The sequence below is a fragment of the Candidatus Tumulicola sp. genome (assembly GCA_036490475.1).
GTDB lineage: Bacteria > Vulcanimicrobiota > Vulcanimicrobiia > Vulcanimicrobiales > Vulcanimicrobiaceae > Tumulicola.
The window spans coordinates 33,594-49,119 of sequence record DASXDT010000006.1; the positions used below are offsets into that span (position 1 = coordinate 33,594).

Below are 15,526 nucleotides of genomic sequence, written 5' to 3' on the forward strand. Positions count from 1 at the left end.
CGCCGCTAGAAACGATCGCCCATCGATTCGGCGTACCATTCGCGCACGTCGTGCAGGGTGAGGTCCCGGCAAAGTTCCTCGAGGACGGCCAGCACCTGCAGGCGCATCGCGACGTCCGGCCCGTCGGGGAGACTCGTCGTAGCTGCAGCTTCCATACGTTTAGGGTGCCACACACACGTTATGCGCGTCTTATGCCTGGCTTAAGCGTGCCTCAGCTCTCTCGTTTGATCCGCACGATCGGAATTCGGATCGTGAACGTGGTGCCGCGGCCTAGTGACGACTCGGCCGAAATGGCGCCGCCGTGCGCGTCCACGATGCCCTTGACGATGGCCAGCCCTAAACCGGCGCCGCCGCCGCTTTCTCGCCGGCGCGAGCGGTCTACAACATAGAACCGTTCGAAAATTCGCGGCACGTCGCGATACGGAATGCCCTCGCCGGTGTCGCGGACTCGAATGACCGCGTCGCTTCCACGGGCGTCGAGTTCGATTGCGATGCGCCCGCCGGAACGCGTGTGGCGCAACGCGTTGTCGATCAAGTTGACGAAGACTTGCGACAGACGATCGGGATCGGCTTCCACTTGAACCGGGCGTAGCGTAACGAGCTCGAGATCGACGCCTTTGCTGACGGCCTGCGGCTCGAACGACGAAATGATCGGATGCGCCACTTCTTCTAAGTCGATTTGACGTAGCGCGAGCTTCATCTGACCCGACTCGGCGCGCGCCTGTTCTAAGAGTTGACCGACCAACGCCACCAGACGATCGACTTGTTGCAACACTTGCGGCAAAAAAAGATCGCCGGCTTCGTCGTCGGGCGATGCCAGCACCGTTTCGATCATCAACTTGATCGACGATAACGGCGTTCGCAACTCATGCGACACGTTCGAAAGAAACTCGCGGCGAGCGCGCTCGAGGCGGGTCAGCGCGGTTTGATCGTCGGCCAAAACGACGACGCGCTCCATCGTACCGGTTTCGCCCAAGAGCGGGTACACCGAGACGCGATACACTCGCCCGCCGTCCTGCGCGCTCAGCGACATCGGTGCAACCGAGGCTTCACCGGTTAGGGCATCGCCGATGCGGCGTTCGATCTCGACGCTGGGAATGGCTTCGATGACGTGCGATCCCACCGCGCGCTCGAGATCGAATCCGAAGATCGCCCCGGCCGCAGGATTGGCAAATTCGATCCGGCGCTGTGCGTCGACCAACACGACACCGATCGGTAACGCGCGAGCCAGCCGTACGAACGCACCTTCTATGCGATCGTCCGGCACCGCGCCGGCGGAGGCCGCGACATCGGACGGAACTGCGCGGCGGCGCGAAATGACTGCGGCGGCGATCGTCGCGCACGCGGCTCCTGCGATCGCCCCGGGTAATCCCCAAACTATCGCGTCGGGCACCACGGCGTTACGAAGCCTTGAACATGTAACCCCGGCTGCGCACCGTCAGAATATGACGTGGCGTACGGGCGTCTTCCTCAATCTTCTCGCGCAACCAGCGAACGTGTACGCTGACCGTTTGCTGCTCGCCCTCGAAATCGTAACCCCAAACTTTATCGAGCAGTGTCTGGCGCGTCACTACTCGTCCGTTGTTTTCCATCAGGACGCGTAGCAGCGCGAATTCTTTGGGGGCCAATGCAACGATCGTGCCGCGCACCGTGAGCTGTTGCCGGGACGGGTCGAGAACGATATCGCCCAGCGCGATCGCCTCGTCGTGGCCGGACTGGATCGGCAGCTGCCGCCGCAATCGCGCTTTGATGCGCGCTAGAAATTCGTGCAGCGCGAACGGCTTGGTAACGTAGTCATCGGCTCCCAGCTCGAGCGCCAACACCTTGTCGATCTCTTGATCCTTTGCCGTCAGCATAATGATCGGCACCGAACTAAACTTGCGGATTTCCTTGCAGGCCTCGATCCCGTCGAGGGTCGGCAGCATGATATCGAGCACGATCAGATCCGGTTGTTCGCGCTGCGCGGTCGCGATCGCACTACGCCCGTCACTGGCCGTGACAACCGCGTAGCCGCTTCGTTCGAGATTGAAGCGTAGCGTCTGCAAGATCGCCGACTCATCGTCGACGACCAAGATCTTCTTGTTGAGCTCGCGTCCCCGGATAAATGGGTTACGCGTCGTCTTCGCTTCCAGCGATCCGTTCATACGATTTTGCGATCGCGCTGTAGTCCAGCGCGCCGTCCCCTTCTGCGGAGCGGGCAGTATACAGTTGATAGGCCAATGCGGTGGCCGGCATAGAATGTTTCGCCACACGCGCGGCATCGAGCGCCGCCGCTAGATCCTTACGTAACAGATCGAGCGCGAAGCCGCCTTCGAACGTCCCGGCAAACCAGGTCTTCGGTAACCATTGTTCGAGGACGTAGTTAGAACCCGTCGCGGACGAAAGAATTTGCCGGACCGCATCCAGATCCGCGCCGGCTCGTTGCGCAAACGTCAGCGCCTCGGCGTTGGCGATCATGACGTTGGCGATTACGATTTGGTTAACGAGTTTAACGGTTTCACCCATGCCGACATCGCCGACGCGATGCGCGTTGCCCATTGCGGCTAACATCGGCCGGATGCGTTCGTAGTCATTGGGCTGAGCGCCGGCCATAATCGTCAAGGTTCCCGCGGCGGCGCGCGCCGGTCCGCCGCTAACGGGAGCGTCGGCAAACCGTATCCCGCGTTCGCGCAAGCGGGCGGCGAATGAAACCGACGAGATCGGCGAGATGGTAGAGCAATCGACCACTATCGAACCGGGTGCCAATCCACCCGCCAACCCGTGCTCGCCGAAGAGCGCGTCTTCGACCTGTGGAGCGTCCGGAACGCACACGAATGCAACATCGGACTCGCGCCCGACCGCCGCCGGATCGGCAGCTTCCACAACCCCGTCGCCGGAGATCAGCCGATCGAGCGCATCCCGGCGCCGGTGCGCGCAGGCCGTAACCCAAAACCCCGACCGGCGCAACGCTCGCGCCATCGGTTCGCCCATCGTACCGAGTCCGACGAAGCCGGCGCGCTCACTCACGGCGGGCACTTTGGGCGGCGAGCGGAGCCTTTCCCGCCGCACCTAGGGGGCGCTCTCGCGCTGGCCGAAGCCCAATACTATCCATGTCGACGATCGAAGAACGCGTCAACGCAGCGCTCGACCGGGTGCGCCCCGGCATCGCTGCCGACGGCGGCGAGGTCTGGTTAACCGAAGTGCGCGACGGCGTTGCGTTCGTGCAAATGCTGGGGGCGTGCGGAGGTTGTCCCGCTTCGACGATGACGCTCAAGGGCGCGATCGAAACGGTCGTGTGTGCCGAAGTGCCGGAGATTCGAGAAGTGGTTCAGATCTGAGGGGTGTCGCCGCTAACGCTTAGTGCGTTGCGGCCATCCGTGCAGCGCAACGGCCGCAATACCAGCTCATGGCGCCATCGTGTTCGCGCGGAACCATATGCTCGCGGTGGCCACGCCGGCCGCAGGATGCGCAGGCGAAGCTCTGGCCGATCGGCGACGGTCCGTTTGCGGCCTCGTGGCGCTTCGCGACGAAGAACACCGCATAGATGACGAGCCCGATGATCAGCGGCGCCCAGGCGAAGAACGAGTTGAACGTGTTTGGCGAGATTTGTGGATTCACGACGACTTGTTCTCGTCGCGAAAGTACGCGGCGTTGATTTCGGTGTAGCTCTCATACTGCGCCGGTACGTCGGAGTCGGCAAAGATGGCTTCGACCGGGCAGGCTGAAACGCACGCTCCGCAATCGATGCACACTTCGGGATCGATGAAGAGCATTTCGTCGTCATCTTTTCCGTGGATACAGTCGACCGGACAAACGTCGACGCACGACTTGTCCTTCGTGCCGATACACGGTTCGGTAATGACGTAGGCCATAGCGTAATTTTACCGCATCGAGGCGAAAAACGCCTGCCCCAATCGGCGGAATGCAGTCGAAGCTATGCGGTTCGGCCGCGAACCAAGCGGATGAGAAACAGCGTGATGACGGCGCCGAGAACGGCGCAGACGATACTCGGGAAATTGAACCCGGTGATCCCGGCGTGACCGAACTCGAAATAGATCCAGCCGCCTATAAAGGCGCCGATGACTCCAACGACGATGTCACCGAGAATCCCGGCGGGTCCCTCACCCGGGATGATCCACTTCGCGACGATGCCGACGATTAACCCGAAAACAAGCCAAGCGAGAATGCCCATCTGTTGTCAGCTCCTTTGTGACGCTAACGTCCCCGGGCGAGCGCTCCCTTAAACTTTAATGGCTAACTTAGCCGCCCAGGGCACAGGCGTCGCGGCGTCGACGTTATTCGGGTATGCAGAAGTGGACATCCGCCCTCGCCGCCCTGCTCCTGGCCGCAGCGGCGTGCGGGCCCGCCCTCGCGGCGAGCACGACCGAGATAACGGTTACGGGAAGCGGCAGCGTCGCGCTCACGCCCGATACGGCGACGGTCAGCGCCACGGTCGAAACCAACGCCGACAACGCCGCCCGCGCAGTCTCCGACAACAACGCGCGGTACGAGCGGGTTGTCGGCGCACTCGTGCAGGCCGGTATCGCGCGGTCCGATATCACGCTGTCGTACTACACCGTCAACTACACACCCAAGCCGCAAACACCCGCGCCGGGCGACCGTTATGGCTACGCCGTGCGCCGTCAATTTGACGTAAAGGTTCGTGAGATCGGCAAGGCCGGCGCCGTGGTCGACGCTTGCACCGGAGCCGGCGCCACCGGAATCGACAACGTCTCGTTCGGCACGGCCAACCCCGACGCGGGTAAAGCTGAAGCGATCCGCCGGGCCGTCGCAGACGCGCGCACGACCGCCAATGCGCTCGCGGCAGCCGCCGGACTGCACGTCACCGGCATCGAGAGCATCGGTCAAGGCGGCGGCGAGTTCCGGCCGCAGCCGATGATGCGCATGGCCGCCGTCGCTGCGGCGCCGACCACGTTCGACCAGTCCAACGTCAACGTGAGCGCCACGGTCACCGTCACCTTCACAGCCGAGCCCTAGCTCCCGGGGCTCCACGCGCGAAACCCCGATGCGACGGCCGGGGTAGATGATGGCGATGAACACCCTTTGCGACGGTTGCGGCAACCGCCCAGTTCCCACGATCGCCGGCATCAAGCAGCTCTGCGCCGACTGCGCGCGCAAACGAATCGGATCGGGCGCATTGCCCTTCCTCGGCGCTGCCGTCGCAGCTGCCGGTCTGATTGCCGGCGGTATTCTACTTTCCGAACGGATGCAAAACGGTGACGAAAGCCGCAAAGGCGGATCGCCGCTCGACGAGCTGAACCGCCGCTTTCGAGGAACGCCCACGCTGGCGAATTTCTCGCGCGATCTCACCGAGCTCGCTCGCGAAGGCAAGCTGGATCCGGTGATCGGACGCGACGACGAGATCGAACGGGTCGTTTCGATCTTGGCGCGTCGCAGCAAAAACAACCCCGTGCTGGTCGGCGAACCCGGCGTCGGTAAAACCGCCATCGTCGAGGGTCTCGCGCAACGCATCGTCGCCGGATCCGTACCGCCCTCGTTAGCAGGCCGGCGCGTGCTGGCGCTGACACTGGGGCCGCTCGTCGCGGGAACGAAATATCGCGGCGAGTTCGAAGGCCGCGTCAAGAAGATCCTAGATGAAGTCAAACGCAGCGCGCGCGACGTCGTGCTGTTCATCGACGAGTTGCACACCCTGGTCGGTGCCGGCGCTGCCGAAGGATCGCTCGATCTCAGTTCTATGATCAAGCCGGAGCTAGCGCGCGGCGAGTTGCAATGCATCGGCGCGACCACGTTCGTCGAATACCGCAAATACATCGAATCCGACGCCGCCTTGGAACGCCGCTTCCAACCGGTGATGGTCGACGAGCCGAGCGTCGAGGAAACCGTTACGATTCTCGCAGGTTTGAGCGACGGCTACGCTCGCCACCATCGCGTTCGAATCGAACCCGAAGCCATCGAGGCGGCCGCCGCCCTTTCGGCGCGCTACATCGCGGATCGATTCTTGCCGGATAAAGCGATCGACTTGATGGACGAGGCGGCCGCCTCTGTGGCATTGCGAAACCGCGGGGCCTCCGACTCTCCGTCCGTAACGGCAGAAGACGTCGCAGGTGTCGTCACGCGGTGGACCGGCATCCCGCAAGCCGCGCTCACCGAATCGCAAGCCAACCGGCTTCTCGCGCTCGAAACGACGTTAAGCGACCGAGTCGTCGGACAAGCGCCTGCGATCGCCGCGGTGGCATCGGCGATTCGTCGCGCGCGAGCGGGTCTACAAGACCCGCATAAACCACTTGGCACGTTTCTTTTTCGCGGTCCCAGCGGCGTCGGCAAAACCGAACTCGCAAAGGCGCTGGCCGAGGCGTTGTTCGGCAGCGAATCCGCACTCGTGCGGATCGACCTGTCGGAGTTTGCCGAACAACATTCGGTGTCGCGCTTGATCGGCGCGCCTCCCGGATATGCCGGCCACGACGAACCGGGTCAATTGACAGAACCGGTGCGTCGCCGTCCATATTGTGTCGTGCTGTTCGACGAACTGGAAAAAGCGCACGCCGACGTTGCCGCGTTGCTCCTACAGTTGCTCGATGAAGGGCGGGTGACCGACGCCAAGGGACGCACGGTCGATTTCCGTCATGCGTTGATCGTGCTCACGACCAACTTAGAAGACGACGAGATGACGTTCGCGCTACGGCCCGAGTTTCTCAATCGTATCGACGAGATCGTAACCTTCGCACCATTAGGCCTTCCGGAAATCGAAGCTATCGTCGCGATTCATGTCGATGGATTGGCGGCGAGGCTGGGCGCGCGCGACGTACGTCTGCGGCTCAGCGAGACCGCCAGGCGTTTCTTGGCCGACGAAGCGCTGGCGGCCGGATCGGGTGCTCGATATGTCGGGCGGACGGTCTCGCGACACGTTTCGACGCCGCTGTCGACGGCGATACTGCGCGGTGCCTTGCCGCCGGGAAGCACCGCCGGTGTGGACGTTTCCGATGGAGCGTTAATCGTACGCGCTGCGTAGGCAGCGCGATTTAGGGGACTGCGAAGGCGCTGGTCGCCGGCGATAACGCTAGCGCTTGCGGCGCACCGACTCCGGTCGACAGCGTGAGCCATGACATTCCGGAATACGGAGGCGCGTATTGCGTGATCGTACTGTTTCCGTAGTTCGCGACGTAGAGATTGCCTTGCGCATCGATTGCAAGCGCGACCGGCTGATTTTGTCCGCCGGTAATCGTCGTAGGCGCTCCAGAATACGGCGGACCGTATGCCGTGACCGTATTCGCGCCTTGGTTGGGAACGAAGAGCGTCGCGGCAGGCGTTAGCGCAATCGCGCCTTGCTCGTTCACACCGCTTGTGATCGTCACTGCGGGCTGACTCGAAGCGGCGAACGGCGGCACAAACTGAACGACCGAGTTCGGCGTTGCGTTGACGTTCGAAACGAAGAGATTGCCGCGGCCGTCGATTGCGACGGAGTTCGGCCCATTCAAACCATTCGATAGCGTCACCGCCGGCGCGAGGTAGGGCGGCGCATATTCGGTCACCGTTCCGGCGCTTTGGTTCACGACGAATACGTCGTTGGCCGCGTCGAGCGCGAGACTCACCGGATCGTTGACGCCATTGCCGATCACCGCCGTCGGCGAACCCCCATATGGAGCGGAATACACCGTAACGGAGTTGCTGCCGTTGCCGTTAGCGACGAATAGGTTTCCGCGGGAGTCGAGCGCGAGGGCCTGCGGATGATTGACGCCGCTTCCAATCGTCGTCGCGCTCCCGGTGTAGGGTGGCGCATATTCGGCTACGCTGCCGGGCGTGCTCGCGACGAACAAATCGCCGGACGGATCGAACACCAGCGCCTGCGGATTATTCACCCCGGGAATCGTTGCCAATAAGGCGGTCGATCCGGCGGCGTACAGCGTTACCGTGTTTGCCGCGGAGTTTGCGACCGCGACGATTTGCCGCACGTCGACGGAACTCGTCCCGCTACAGGAGGCAGACGGCGCCGAACATGGATTGGCAGGCGTCGAAAATGCAGCGTTCGTGCGCAACGTCGCAGTACCGGAATATGGAGCTGACGGCGACACGACGAACGCGTTTGACGAACCTCCTTGAGGCAACACGGTCATGGCTGCGGCGCCGCTCGTTTGCATCACCGAATACGCCGGCTGCGACGGCTCCAGTAAGACGTTTTGATAGGCATCGACGAGCTGAGCGAGCAGCAAGTGTTTACCGGCGCCAAAGAGATCGATCCCGCCCTGCGCGTTCGCAGCTGCGTTCGATGCACCCGGCACGAGTTGCGCTTGCGCGGGCGTTCCGCCGTATGCCAAGTTCACGACGTTCGAACCGGCATACGATACCGTGAACGCGATGGTCTGCTGCGCGTTGAGCGCCGCCACCGGCGATGGAACGCTGGACGAATACAGCGTGACGGTTGCAGTGTAGGTTCCGGGTGCCAACGGGAACGCGGCTTGGCAGGTCGTGGCATTTGTTGCGGCAACACAATTCGATGTCGGCGATCCGAACGACACCGTCTGCGACATCGTGGTCGGACCGCTGAACGAAATCGCCATGCTTTGCGCGGCTAGGGTTGGAGCCGTCGAAACGCCGGTGACCGGAGGGGGCGACGACGCGAGCGGCGGCTGCGCGACCGGTCCGGTCGTCGGCATCGCACTCGCCGTCGGGAAGGCCGACGACCCGGGCATACGCACGCGCACAACGGTGGTACCGCTCGGCACCGGGCCGAACGCACTTTGCGCGTTAGGGCCGCCTGGAAGCAGCGACGAACCACCTTGTCCGCCGCCGCCCGCGCATGCGGCGACGCCGGCCAAAGCCGCTGCGGCAAGCAGCTTTCCGGCGCGCACGTTCATCGCAAAAGTTGCGCTACCGTGCTTTGTATTTGCGACGGCGACATTTCACCAACGACGATCTTGCTCACAACGCCCTTTCGATCGATGAAGGCGTGCACCGGCAAACCGTTGATCGAATACTCGGTGCGTAAGGTACCGTCGTCGGCGACGATCGGATACGTCAGAGAATGCTCGGTGCGAAAGAACTTGGCTTTGGCCGGGGACTCGAGAACGTCGATGCCGACGACTTGCAGGCCGGCCTTGCTCTCCGCCTGAGATTCCTTATCGATCGAAGGCGCCTCCTCGTTACATGGCCCGCACCAACTGGCGAAAAAGTTGAGGTACACGACCTTGCCGCGGAGCGCTTTGAGCGAAAACGGCTTGCCGTCGATCGTCGTGCCGCTATAGTCGGGCGCCTGCGAACCCGCGGCCGCGACCTGCGCCGCACCTTGCGAACCGCCGCTGCACGCGGCTACGGCGATCAACGCTATCGGCGCGAGAGCACGCAACGAACGCTCACCCATAGCTCGGATACGCCACCGCGCGAAGGTCGCGCTCCATTTGTTCGACCAACTCGGCGACGCTTGAAAAGCGGCGCTGCTCGCGCACGAATCGCAGGTCGCGCAGTTGCAACTCTCGTCCATAGATCGTCTCCTCGAAATCGCGCATCCACGCTTCCACCGTATGCTGCGTTCCCGTGAACTGCGGGTTGCTACCGATCGACACGAGCGCGGCCCGGTCGCGCCCGTCGAAGCGAGCGGTTGCCGAATACACGCCGTCGCGCGGCAACAGTTTTGTTGGGACCGCGACGTTCGCCGTCGGGAAACCTAACCCGTGTCCCCGGCCGGCGCCGATCTCGACTACCCCGCTCAAGGTGTAACCAGTGCCGCCGAGTAGCGCATCGGCCTCGGGCAGGTCGCCTGCGGCCACCAGGCCGCGAATGCGCGTGCTCGAGATGCGCCCGTCGTCCTCCACGTTATCGACTGGGTCGAACGCAATGCCGCGCTCTTTGAAGAACTCGCGCATCTTGGCCGCGTCGCCGGCCCGTTTGTGACCGAAGCGAAAGGTGGAACCGACGACGACCGCTCCGACGTTCAGCGCAACCAGCTTTTCCAGAAACGCGTCGGGCTCGAGGGTCGAAATACGCTCGTCGAACGCCGGAAATAAGCATTCTTCAAAGCCGGCCGAGGCGAAAAGGTTCAGCCGCTCGGCTTCCGTCGTCAAGAGCGGCGGCTCGTTTCCGGGCCGCAAAAAGGACGATGGATGATTTCGGAACGACAACACGCCGCTGCGCCACCGGGGCCGGCGCAGGCGCAGCGTCCGCCGTGCGAGCTCCTGATGGCCGCGGTGGAAACCGTCGAAGAAGCCGATCGCTAATGCGAGCGGCCTCGTGGGTGTGCGTTCCAACGCATGCCAAACCTGCATGGAAATTAAATGAACACCTTGCGGGGAGCGAGTAGGGCCCCGAGCGTTTCTCCGACGCCTACCAGCGTCCTCGATTCGTCGCGGACGAAGACGTGCCGGGACCCAACGCCCGCGGGCAACGGAACCATGCGACCGGCCCGAAAATCGGCCGACTCCCGTAGATCGAGCACGATGGTCGGAAACGGGACGATGTTCTCGGGAGCGATCAAGGCGGCCAAGGGGTCGCCTGCGATTGCCTCCATCGTCAGGGCCTCGGACAGCACGAACGGGCCGGAAGCTTCGCGGACGAGCGATCCCATGTGTGCGGGCAATCCGATCCGCTCGCCGATGTCGCTGCATAGGGTGCGGATGTACGTGCCCTCGCTGCAGGCGATGCGAATGCGCGCGATGTTGATCGATTCGACCCCGAGCAACTGCAACGAATAGATCGTGATCGTACGGGCTTTCCGCTCGACGACGACGCCCTCGCGCGCGAGCTCGTACAGCCGCTTTCCGCCGTGATGCAGCGCCGAAAACATCGGCGGCGTTTGCTCGATACGTCCAACGAACGACTCGAGCGCGGCGGGCAGCGCTTGCGCCCAGTTCGCTGGAACGGGCTGCGACGCGATCGTACGCCCGACTGCGTCCTGCGTGTCGGTCGCGATGCCGGCGACGAAGGTGCACGCGTACGCCTTGCGGCGATCGTCCAACAGCGGGATCAGACGTGTCGCTTTCCCGACGGCGATCGGCAACACGCCGGCGGCTTGTGGGTCGAGCGTCCCCAGATGGCCTGCCGGCAGCCGGCGATCGCCTGAAGCAATTCGCAATATCCGGCGCACACGGCTTACTGCCTGCGTCGACGTCAAGCCGGCCGGTTTAAAAAGATTGATGAAGCCGAGCATGGTTTCGAAGACGTCCGCGGACTACAGGGTTCCGCGCAGCTCCTTGCGCAATGCGCCGATCGCTCCAAGCACGGCGCCGGCCGCAACGATCAGGGCGGCCGCTACGCCGAACGCTAACACGCGCGTTACCGCCCACACGGCGAATAGCGCACCGCCAGCGCCCATCAGAAAATATCCCGATCGCAGCCAGCGCGCCGCCGGAAAGCGGCTGCCGATGAACCAGCCACCAACTATTCCAAACAGTGCGATGAAGATGCCGGCGCACAACGGCACGGCACCGTGCGTCACAGACCTTCTTCGACCAGCGCCGCATCGACCGCGGCGAACGCATCTTGGAGCGGGCCGGTGTACGATAGTCCGGAGGCGCGGAAATGACCGCCGCCACCCAACCGCGCGGCCGCAGCTTGCACGTTCACGCGTCCGTTCGAGCGCAGGCTAACGCGGATCTCGCCTTCGATCGCTTTGAATAACGCCGACACTTCGACGCCCTCTTGCCCGCGTATCGTGTTCACGGTGTCCTCGGTATCTTCACCGTCGGCCCCCGTCTGCTCTAGCATCTCGTCGTCGACGTACGAGTAACAATAGCGTCCGTCGTGCGCGAACGTCATGTTGTCGATGATCCGTCCCAACAGACGCGTTGCGGCAACGCGTTTGCGCAAAAAGACTTCTTCGGTGATCTCTTCTTTATCTGCGCCAAGCCGCATGAGTTCGGCACCGAGTTCCAACACGTCCGGTAATGTGTTGGAGTGCATGAAACCGCCGGTGTCGGTCATTACCGCGGTAAGAATGCACGTCGCGATATCGGCGTCTAGCGGGGCACCGAGTTCGCGCAGGATGTGCATCACCGTGCTGCCGGTCGAGCACTCTTTCTCGAGTACATAGTTAAATTTGCCGAACAACGAGTTGCCGAGGTGATGATCGATGTCCAGCACGTTGTCCCGGTCGATCGCGGGCAAGGATTCGCCCGCCCGTCCACTGTCGCTCATGTCGCAAAACACGAAAAGGGTATCGGCCGGCAAATCCTCGGGCAATTTGGACTGAACGCGATCGGCCGCCGGCATGAAACGAAGATTGCGCGGAACCACGCCCTCTTGGAAATAGAGCACGCGCTTGCCGAGCTTTTCGAGCGCCAGACCCAAGGCGAGCCCTGCGCCTAAGGTGTCGCCGTCCGGCTTCACGTGGCTGACCATCACGAACGTCGAGCGTTTGCGCAGCTGAGCGACGACTTCGGCGGTCGTCGCCAACCGCGGCGTTTCTTGGATCATGCTTGGGTCTCGCCCGCCGCTTCGCGCAGCGTTTTTGCCAACGCGATCGCCCGTTCCGACGACCGGTCTTCAATGAATGTAAGATCCGGCGTGTGCCGGAGTTCGATCTTGCGGCCGAGTTCGCCACGCAGAAACCGGCTGGCGTGCTGCAGCGCTTCGAGCGACTGCTGCGCCGCGTGCCGGTCACCGATGACCGAAACGAACACCTTGCAGTGTTGCAAGTCGTCGCTCACTTCGGCGCGCGTCACCGTGACGAACGCCAAGCGCGGATCCTGCAGCGACTGCGAAATCAGGACGCCGAGGATGCGCTGGATCTCGTGATCGATTTTGGCGAGACGCTGCTGCTTCACGCGCGCACCAACTCGGCTGCGACCTTCTCGATCGTAAACGCTTCGATGACGTCGCCTTCTTTAAGGTCTTGGAACTTGGCGATCTGAATGCCGCATTCGAACCCTTCGGCCACTTCGCGCACGTCTTCTTTAAAGCGACGCAACGACTCGACCTCACCGTCGAACACGACGACACTATCGCGAACGACGCGGGCCTTGTTGTTACGACCGATCTTACCGCTGGTGACGTAACAGCCGACGATCGTTCCAACTTTGCTGACCTTGAAGACTTGGCGCACTTCGGCCCGGCCCAGCGCGACCTCGCGCTCGATCGGCGCGAGCAAACCGCGCATCGCCTTTTTGAGGTCTTCTTCGATTTCGTAGATGACTTGGTAGAAGCGCAAATCGACGCCTTCGTTTTCGGCCAACCGGCGCGCCGTTTCGTCGGGCCGGATATTGAAGCCGATGAGGACGGCGTTTGAGGCGCTCGCCAGGTTGACGTCGTTGGGCGAAATCGCACCGACGCCGCCGTGGATGACGCGGATGTCGACGTTGTCGGTCGATAGCGATTCCATGCGCGAGCGCAGGGCTTCGAGCGACCCTTGTCCGTCGGCCTTGATGATCAAGTTGAGGGTCTTCTTGCCCTCGGTCGGCATGCTCATGAACGTTTCGAGCGAGACGCGCTGCGAACCGGTTGCCGCCATACGGACGTCGCGACGGCGCGTCGCCCGTTTTTCGGCGGTTTCGCGCGCGACGCGTTCGTCGCTAACGACCGAGAGCGAATCGCCGGCTGCCGGTACGTCGGACAAACCCATGATCTCGACCGGAACCGAAGGTCCGGCTTTCTTGACTTGTTTACCCTTGTCGTCGATGAGCGCGCGGACTTTGCCAAACGTTCCGCCCGCGACGATGATGTCGCCGACGCGTAACGTTCCATTTTGCACGAGCACGGTTGCAACCGCACCGCGTCCGCGGTGGAGCGCGGATTCGATCACGATGCCGGTCGCGCGGCGATTACGGTTGGCTTTGAGATCGCGGATATCGGCTTCCAACAGCACCGTGTCGAGCAAGCCGGCGATGCCGTCGCCGGTACGCGCCGAGACGGGCACCATTTCGATCGTGCCGCCCCAGTCGACCGGCTGCAGCCCCTGTTCGGCCAACTGCTGCTTGACGCGGTCGGGTTGCGCATCGGGCTTATCCATTTTATTGATCGCCACGACGATCGGAACTCCGGCCGCCTTGACGTGCGCGATGGCTTCGCGCGTTTGCGGCATCACACCGTCGTCGGCCGCGACGACGAGAATCGCCACGTCGGTGACTTTGGCGCCGCGGGCTCGCATCGCCGTAAACGCTTCGTGGCCGGGCGTATCGATAAACGTGATCTTGCGATCGTTGCGCTCGACGGTATACGCACCGATTTTTTGCGTGATACCGCCGGCCTCGCCGCCCGCCACGTCGGCTTGGCGGATCTTGTCGAGCAACGACGTCTTGCCGTGATCGACGTGTCCCAGAACGGTGACGACCGGCGCACGCGGCGTCATCATTTCGGGTTTGTCTTCTTCTTGCTCGACTTTGACTTCTTCGCCGGCTTCCTTGACGACGGCATTGAACCCGAACTTTTTCGCGACCGTGATTGCGACGTCGCTTGGGATGTTCTGGTTGATGGTCGCCATCGTGCCCACGCGGATGAGCTCGGTGATCACATCCTTGACCGGGACGATCATCGAGGTCGCAAGTTCTTGCACCGTGAGCAAGTCGGGAATTTCGATCGCCTCGAGGGAGCGCGCCGGCGAGGTGACGGCGGAGTGGTCGCCCTTCTTCTTGCGCTGACGCTCTTTTTCGAGCAGCAGTTCGGTTTCGCGATCTTTCTTTGCGGCGGCTTTGTCCTGATGCGACCGCACGCGATCGCCGGGACGACTGCCGCCGGCCGACGGTGCGGGCGTTTGGTCGGTTGCGCCTGGAGCGGCGCCCGGACGCGCGAACGGGGTGGCAGCAGGACGCTGGGCCGGCGCGAGCGGCCGGAACGGACCGTTACCGGCATGCCGGCGTCCCGGAGCGGTGGCCGGCGCTTGACCGGCGGGCCTCGCGACGAACGCTCCCGGTTTACCCGGAGGGGCCGTTGGCAGCGATTGGCCGGGTCGAGGTGCCACGCCGGGACGGCCGGGTAAACCGGTTTGCGGGCCGGGTGATGCGGATGCAGTGGTCGTTGGCGGCGGCGGAGCCTGGCGCCGGACAATCGATTGCTGGCCGGCCGGAACCGGGCGCAATTGCGGGATCGGCTCGTGCGCCGGCGGTTTAATCGGGCGGCGGACGGGTGCCGTAGGCGTCTCCTGCACGTCCGACGGCGGCCCGGCAGGAGCGGTTTGCTCGACGGGTGCGCTAGCTGCAATCAGCGGAGCAGTAGGAGCCTCAACCTCGGCAACTGCGGGCGGCGGCGCAACAGCCTCGCCGGCCGGCGGCTGCGTTGCTGCAGGCCGGGCCGGACGAGGGGCGGGTCCAGTGACCGGACGCAGACGCGGAACGGGTGCATCGACCGGCGCGCTCGGTGCGGGCTTGGGCGGGACCGCGGTCGCAGCCGCTTGGGACGGCGCCGGCGGCGAGACGGTCGCCGCGCCAGCCGCCGGAACGGATGGCGCCGGCGATACCGGCTTCGGGTTGGATTTGAGCAGCACGCTGCGTACCAGATCTGCGATCTGATCGGGCACCACGCTCAACTGATTTTTTGCTTCGAAGACGCCGCCCAGCCGCTCGTTGAACAGCGTGACCAGCTCTTTCGATGAGAGCCCGAGCTCCTTCGCGAGCTCGAAGATCCGTACTTTTGCCGTAGCCAAAAC

The 15,526-nt window shown here is 63.3% G+C and carries 18 protein-coding genes; 3 read left to right on the plus strand and 15 right to left on the minus strand.

Annotated elements, in window-relative coordinates:
* Nucleotides 1-5: 5 nt before the first annotated feature.
* Genes VGF98_07765 through VGF98_07780 form a run of 4 tightly spaced genes read right to left on the minus strand, consistent with a single transcriptional unit; the run spans nt 6 to nt 3,006 of the window.
* Nucleotides 6-155, minus strand: a complete 150-nt coding sequence (locus VGF98_07765) for a hypothetical protein (protein HEY1681513.1) — start codon at nt 153-155, stop codon at nt 6-8.
* 56 nt (nt 156-211) lie between these two features.
* The gene (locus tag VGF98_07770; protein HEY1681514.1) at nt 212-1,393 is read right to left on the minus strand and encodes an ATP-binding protein; all 1,182 of its coding nucleotides are present in this window, start codon (nt 1,391-1,393) and stop codon (nt 212-214) included.
* A gap of 7 nt (nt 1,394-1,400) precedes the next feature.
* Nucleotides 1,401-2,144, minus strand: coding sequence for a response regulator transcription factor (locus VGF98_07775; protein ID HEY1681515.1), 744 nt, complete (start codon nt 2,142-2,144; stop codon nt 1,401-1,403).
* The gene (locus VGF98_07780) at nt 2,110-3,006 is read right to left on the minus strand and encodes an NAD(P)-dependent oxidoreductase (protein HEY1681516.1); all 897 of its coding nucleotides are present in this window, start codon (nt 3,004-3,006) and stop codon (nt 2,110-2,112) included. Before VGF98_07780 ends, VGF98_07775 begins: the two co-directional genes overlap by 35 nt.
* Nucleotides 3,007-3,089: 83 nt before the next feature.
* Between VGF98_07780 and VGF98_07785 the strand changes: the two genes are divergently transcribed.
* Complete coding sequence (locus VGF98_07785) at nt 3,090-3,317, plus strand: NifU family protein (GenBank protein ID HEY1681517.1); 228 nt, start codon at nt 3,090-3,092, stop codon at nt 3,315-3,317.
* A 19-nt stretch (nt 3,318-3,336) separates the two neighbouring features.
* On the opposite strand, the gene VGF98_07790 is transcribed toward VGF98_07785, so the two are convergent.
* From VGF98_07790 to VGF98_07800, 3 genes are all read right to left on the minus strand, one after another.
* The gene (locus VGF98_07790) at nt 3,337-3,597 is read right to left on the minus strand and encodes a hypothetical protein (protein ID HEY1681518.1); all 261 of its coding nucleotides are present in this window, start codon (nt 3,595-3,597) and stop codon (nt 3,337-3,339) included.
* Nucleotides 3,594-3,851 carry a ferredoxin family protein gene (locus VGF98_07795; protein HEY1681519.1) on the minus strand — a complete coding sequence of 86 codons (258 nt, stop codon included), beginning with the start codon at nt 3,849-3,851 and terminating at the stop codon, nt 3,594-3,596. Before VGF98_07795 ends, VGF98_07790 begins: the two co-directional genes overlap by 4 nt.
* A gap of 62 nt (nt 3,852-3,913) precedes the next feature.
* Nucleotides 3,914-4,171, minus strand: coding sequence for a GlsB/YeaQ/YmgE family stress response membrane protein (locus VGF98_07800; protein ID HEY1681520.1), 258 nt, complete (start codon nt 4,169-4,171; stop codon nt 3,914-3,916).
* Nucleotides 4,172-4,284: 113 nt separating this feature from the next.
* On the opposite strand from VGF98_07800, the gene VGF98_07805 reads away from it, so the two are divergent.
* Nucleotides 4,285-4,977 carry an SIMPL domain-containing protein gene (locus tag VGF98_07805; protein ID HEY1681521.1) on the plus strand — a complete coding sequence of 231 codons (693 nt, stop codon included), beginning with the start codon at nt 4,285-4,287 and terminating at the stop codon, nt 4,975-4,977.
* A gap of 55 nt (nt 4,978-5,032) precedes the next feature.
* Nucleotides 5,033-6,970 carry an AAA family ATPase gene (locus VGF98_07810; GenBank protein HEY1681522.1) on the plus strand — a complete coding sequence of 646 codons (1,938 nt, stop codon included), beginning with the start codon at nt 5,033-5,035 and terminating at the stop codon, nt 6,968-6,970.
* A 10-nt stretch (nt 6,971-6,980) separates the two neighbouring features.
* Here VGF98_07810 and VGF98_07815 read toward each other — a convergent pair whose 3' ends face one another.
* From VGF98_07815 to infB, 8 genes are read right to left on the minus strand one after another with little or no spacing between them, the layout of a single operon-like run.
* Nucleotides 6,981-8,813, minus strand: a complete 1,833-nt coding sequence (locus VGF98_07815; GenBank protein ID HEY1681523.1) for an NHL repeat-containing protein — start codon at nt 8,811-8,813, stop codon at nt 6,981-6,983.
* Nucleotides 8,810-9,316, minus strand: coding sequence for a TlpA disulfide reductase family protein (locus tag VGF98_07820; protein HEY1681524.1), 507 nt, complete (start codon nt 9,314-9,316; stop codon nt 8,810-8,812). The genes VGF98_07815 and VGF98_07820 overlap by 4 nt, the downstream gene beginning before the upstream one ends.
* Complete coding sequence (gene ribF, locus VGF98_07825; GenBank protein ID HEY1681525.1) at nt 9,309-10,217, minus strand: riboflavin biosynthesis protein RibF; 909 nt, start codon at nt 10,215-10,217, stop codon at nt 9,309-9,311. The genes VGF98_07820 and ribF overlap by 8 nt, the downstream gene beginning before the upstream one ends.
* Nucleotides 10,218-10,222: 5 nt before the next feature.
* Nucleotides 10,223-11,098, minus strand: a complete 876-nt coding sequence (truB, locus tag VGF98_07830; GenBank protein ID HEY1681526.1) for a tRNA pseudouridine(55) synthase TruB — start codon at nt 11,096-11,098, stop codon at nt 10,223-10,225.
* A gap of 21 nt (nt 11,099-11,119) precedes the next feature.
* Nucleotides 11,120-11,386: a hypothetical protein gene (locus VGF98_07835; protein ID HEY1681527.1), complete on the minus strand. Its 267-nt coding sequence runs from the start codon at nt 11,384-11,386 to the stop codon at nt 11,120-11,122.
* Nucleotides 11,383-12,363, minus strand: coding sequence for a DHH family phosphoesterase (locus VGF98_07840; GenBank protein HEY1681528.1), 981 nt, complete (start codon nt 12,361-12,363; stop codon nt 11,383-11,385). Before VGF98_07840 ends, VGF98_07835 begins: the two co-directional genes overlap by 4 nt.
* Entirely contained in the window at nt 12,360-12,713 is a 354-nt protein-coding gene (gene rbfA, locus VGF98_07845; protein HEY1681529.1) for a 30S ribosome-binding factor RbfA, read from the minus strand. The genes VGF98_07840 and rbfA overlap by 4 nt, the downstream gene beginning before the upstream one ends.
* Complete coding sequence (gene infB, locus VGF98_07850) at nt 12,710-15,523, minus strand: translation initiation factor IF-2 (protein ID HEY1681530.1); 2,814 nt, start codon at nt 15,521-15,523, stop codon at nt 12,710-12,712. Before infB ends, rbfA begins: the two co-directional genes overlap by 4 nt.
* Nucleotides 15,524-15,526: the final 3 nt, after the last annotated feature.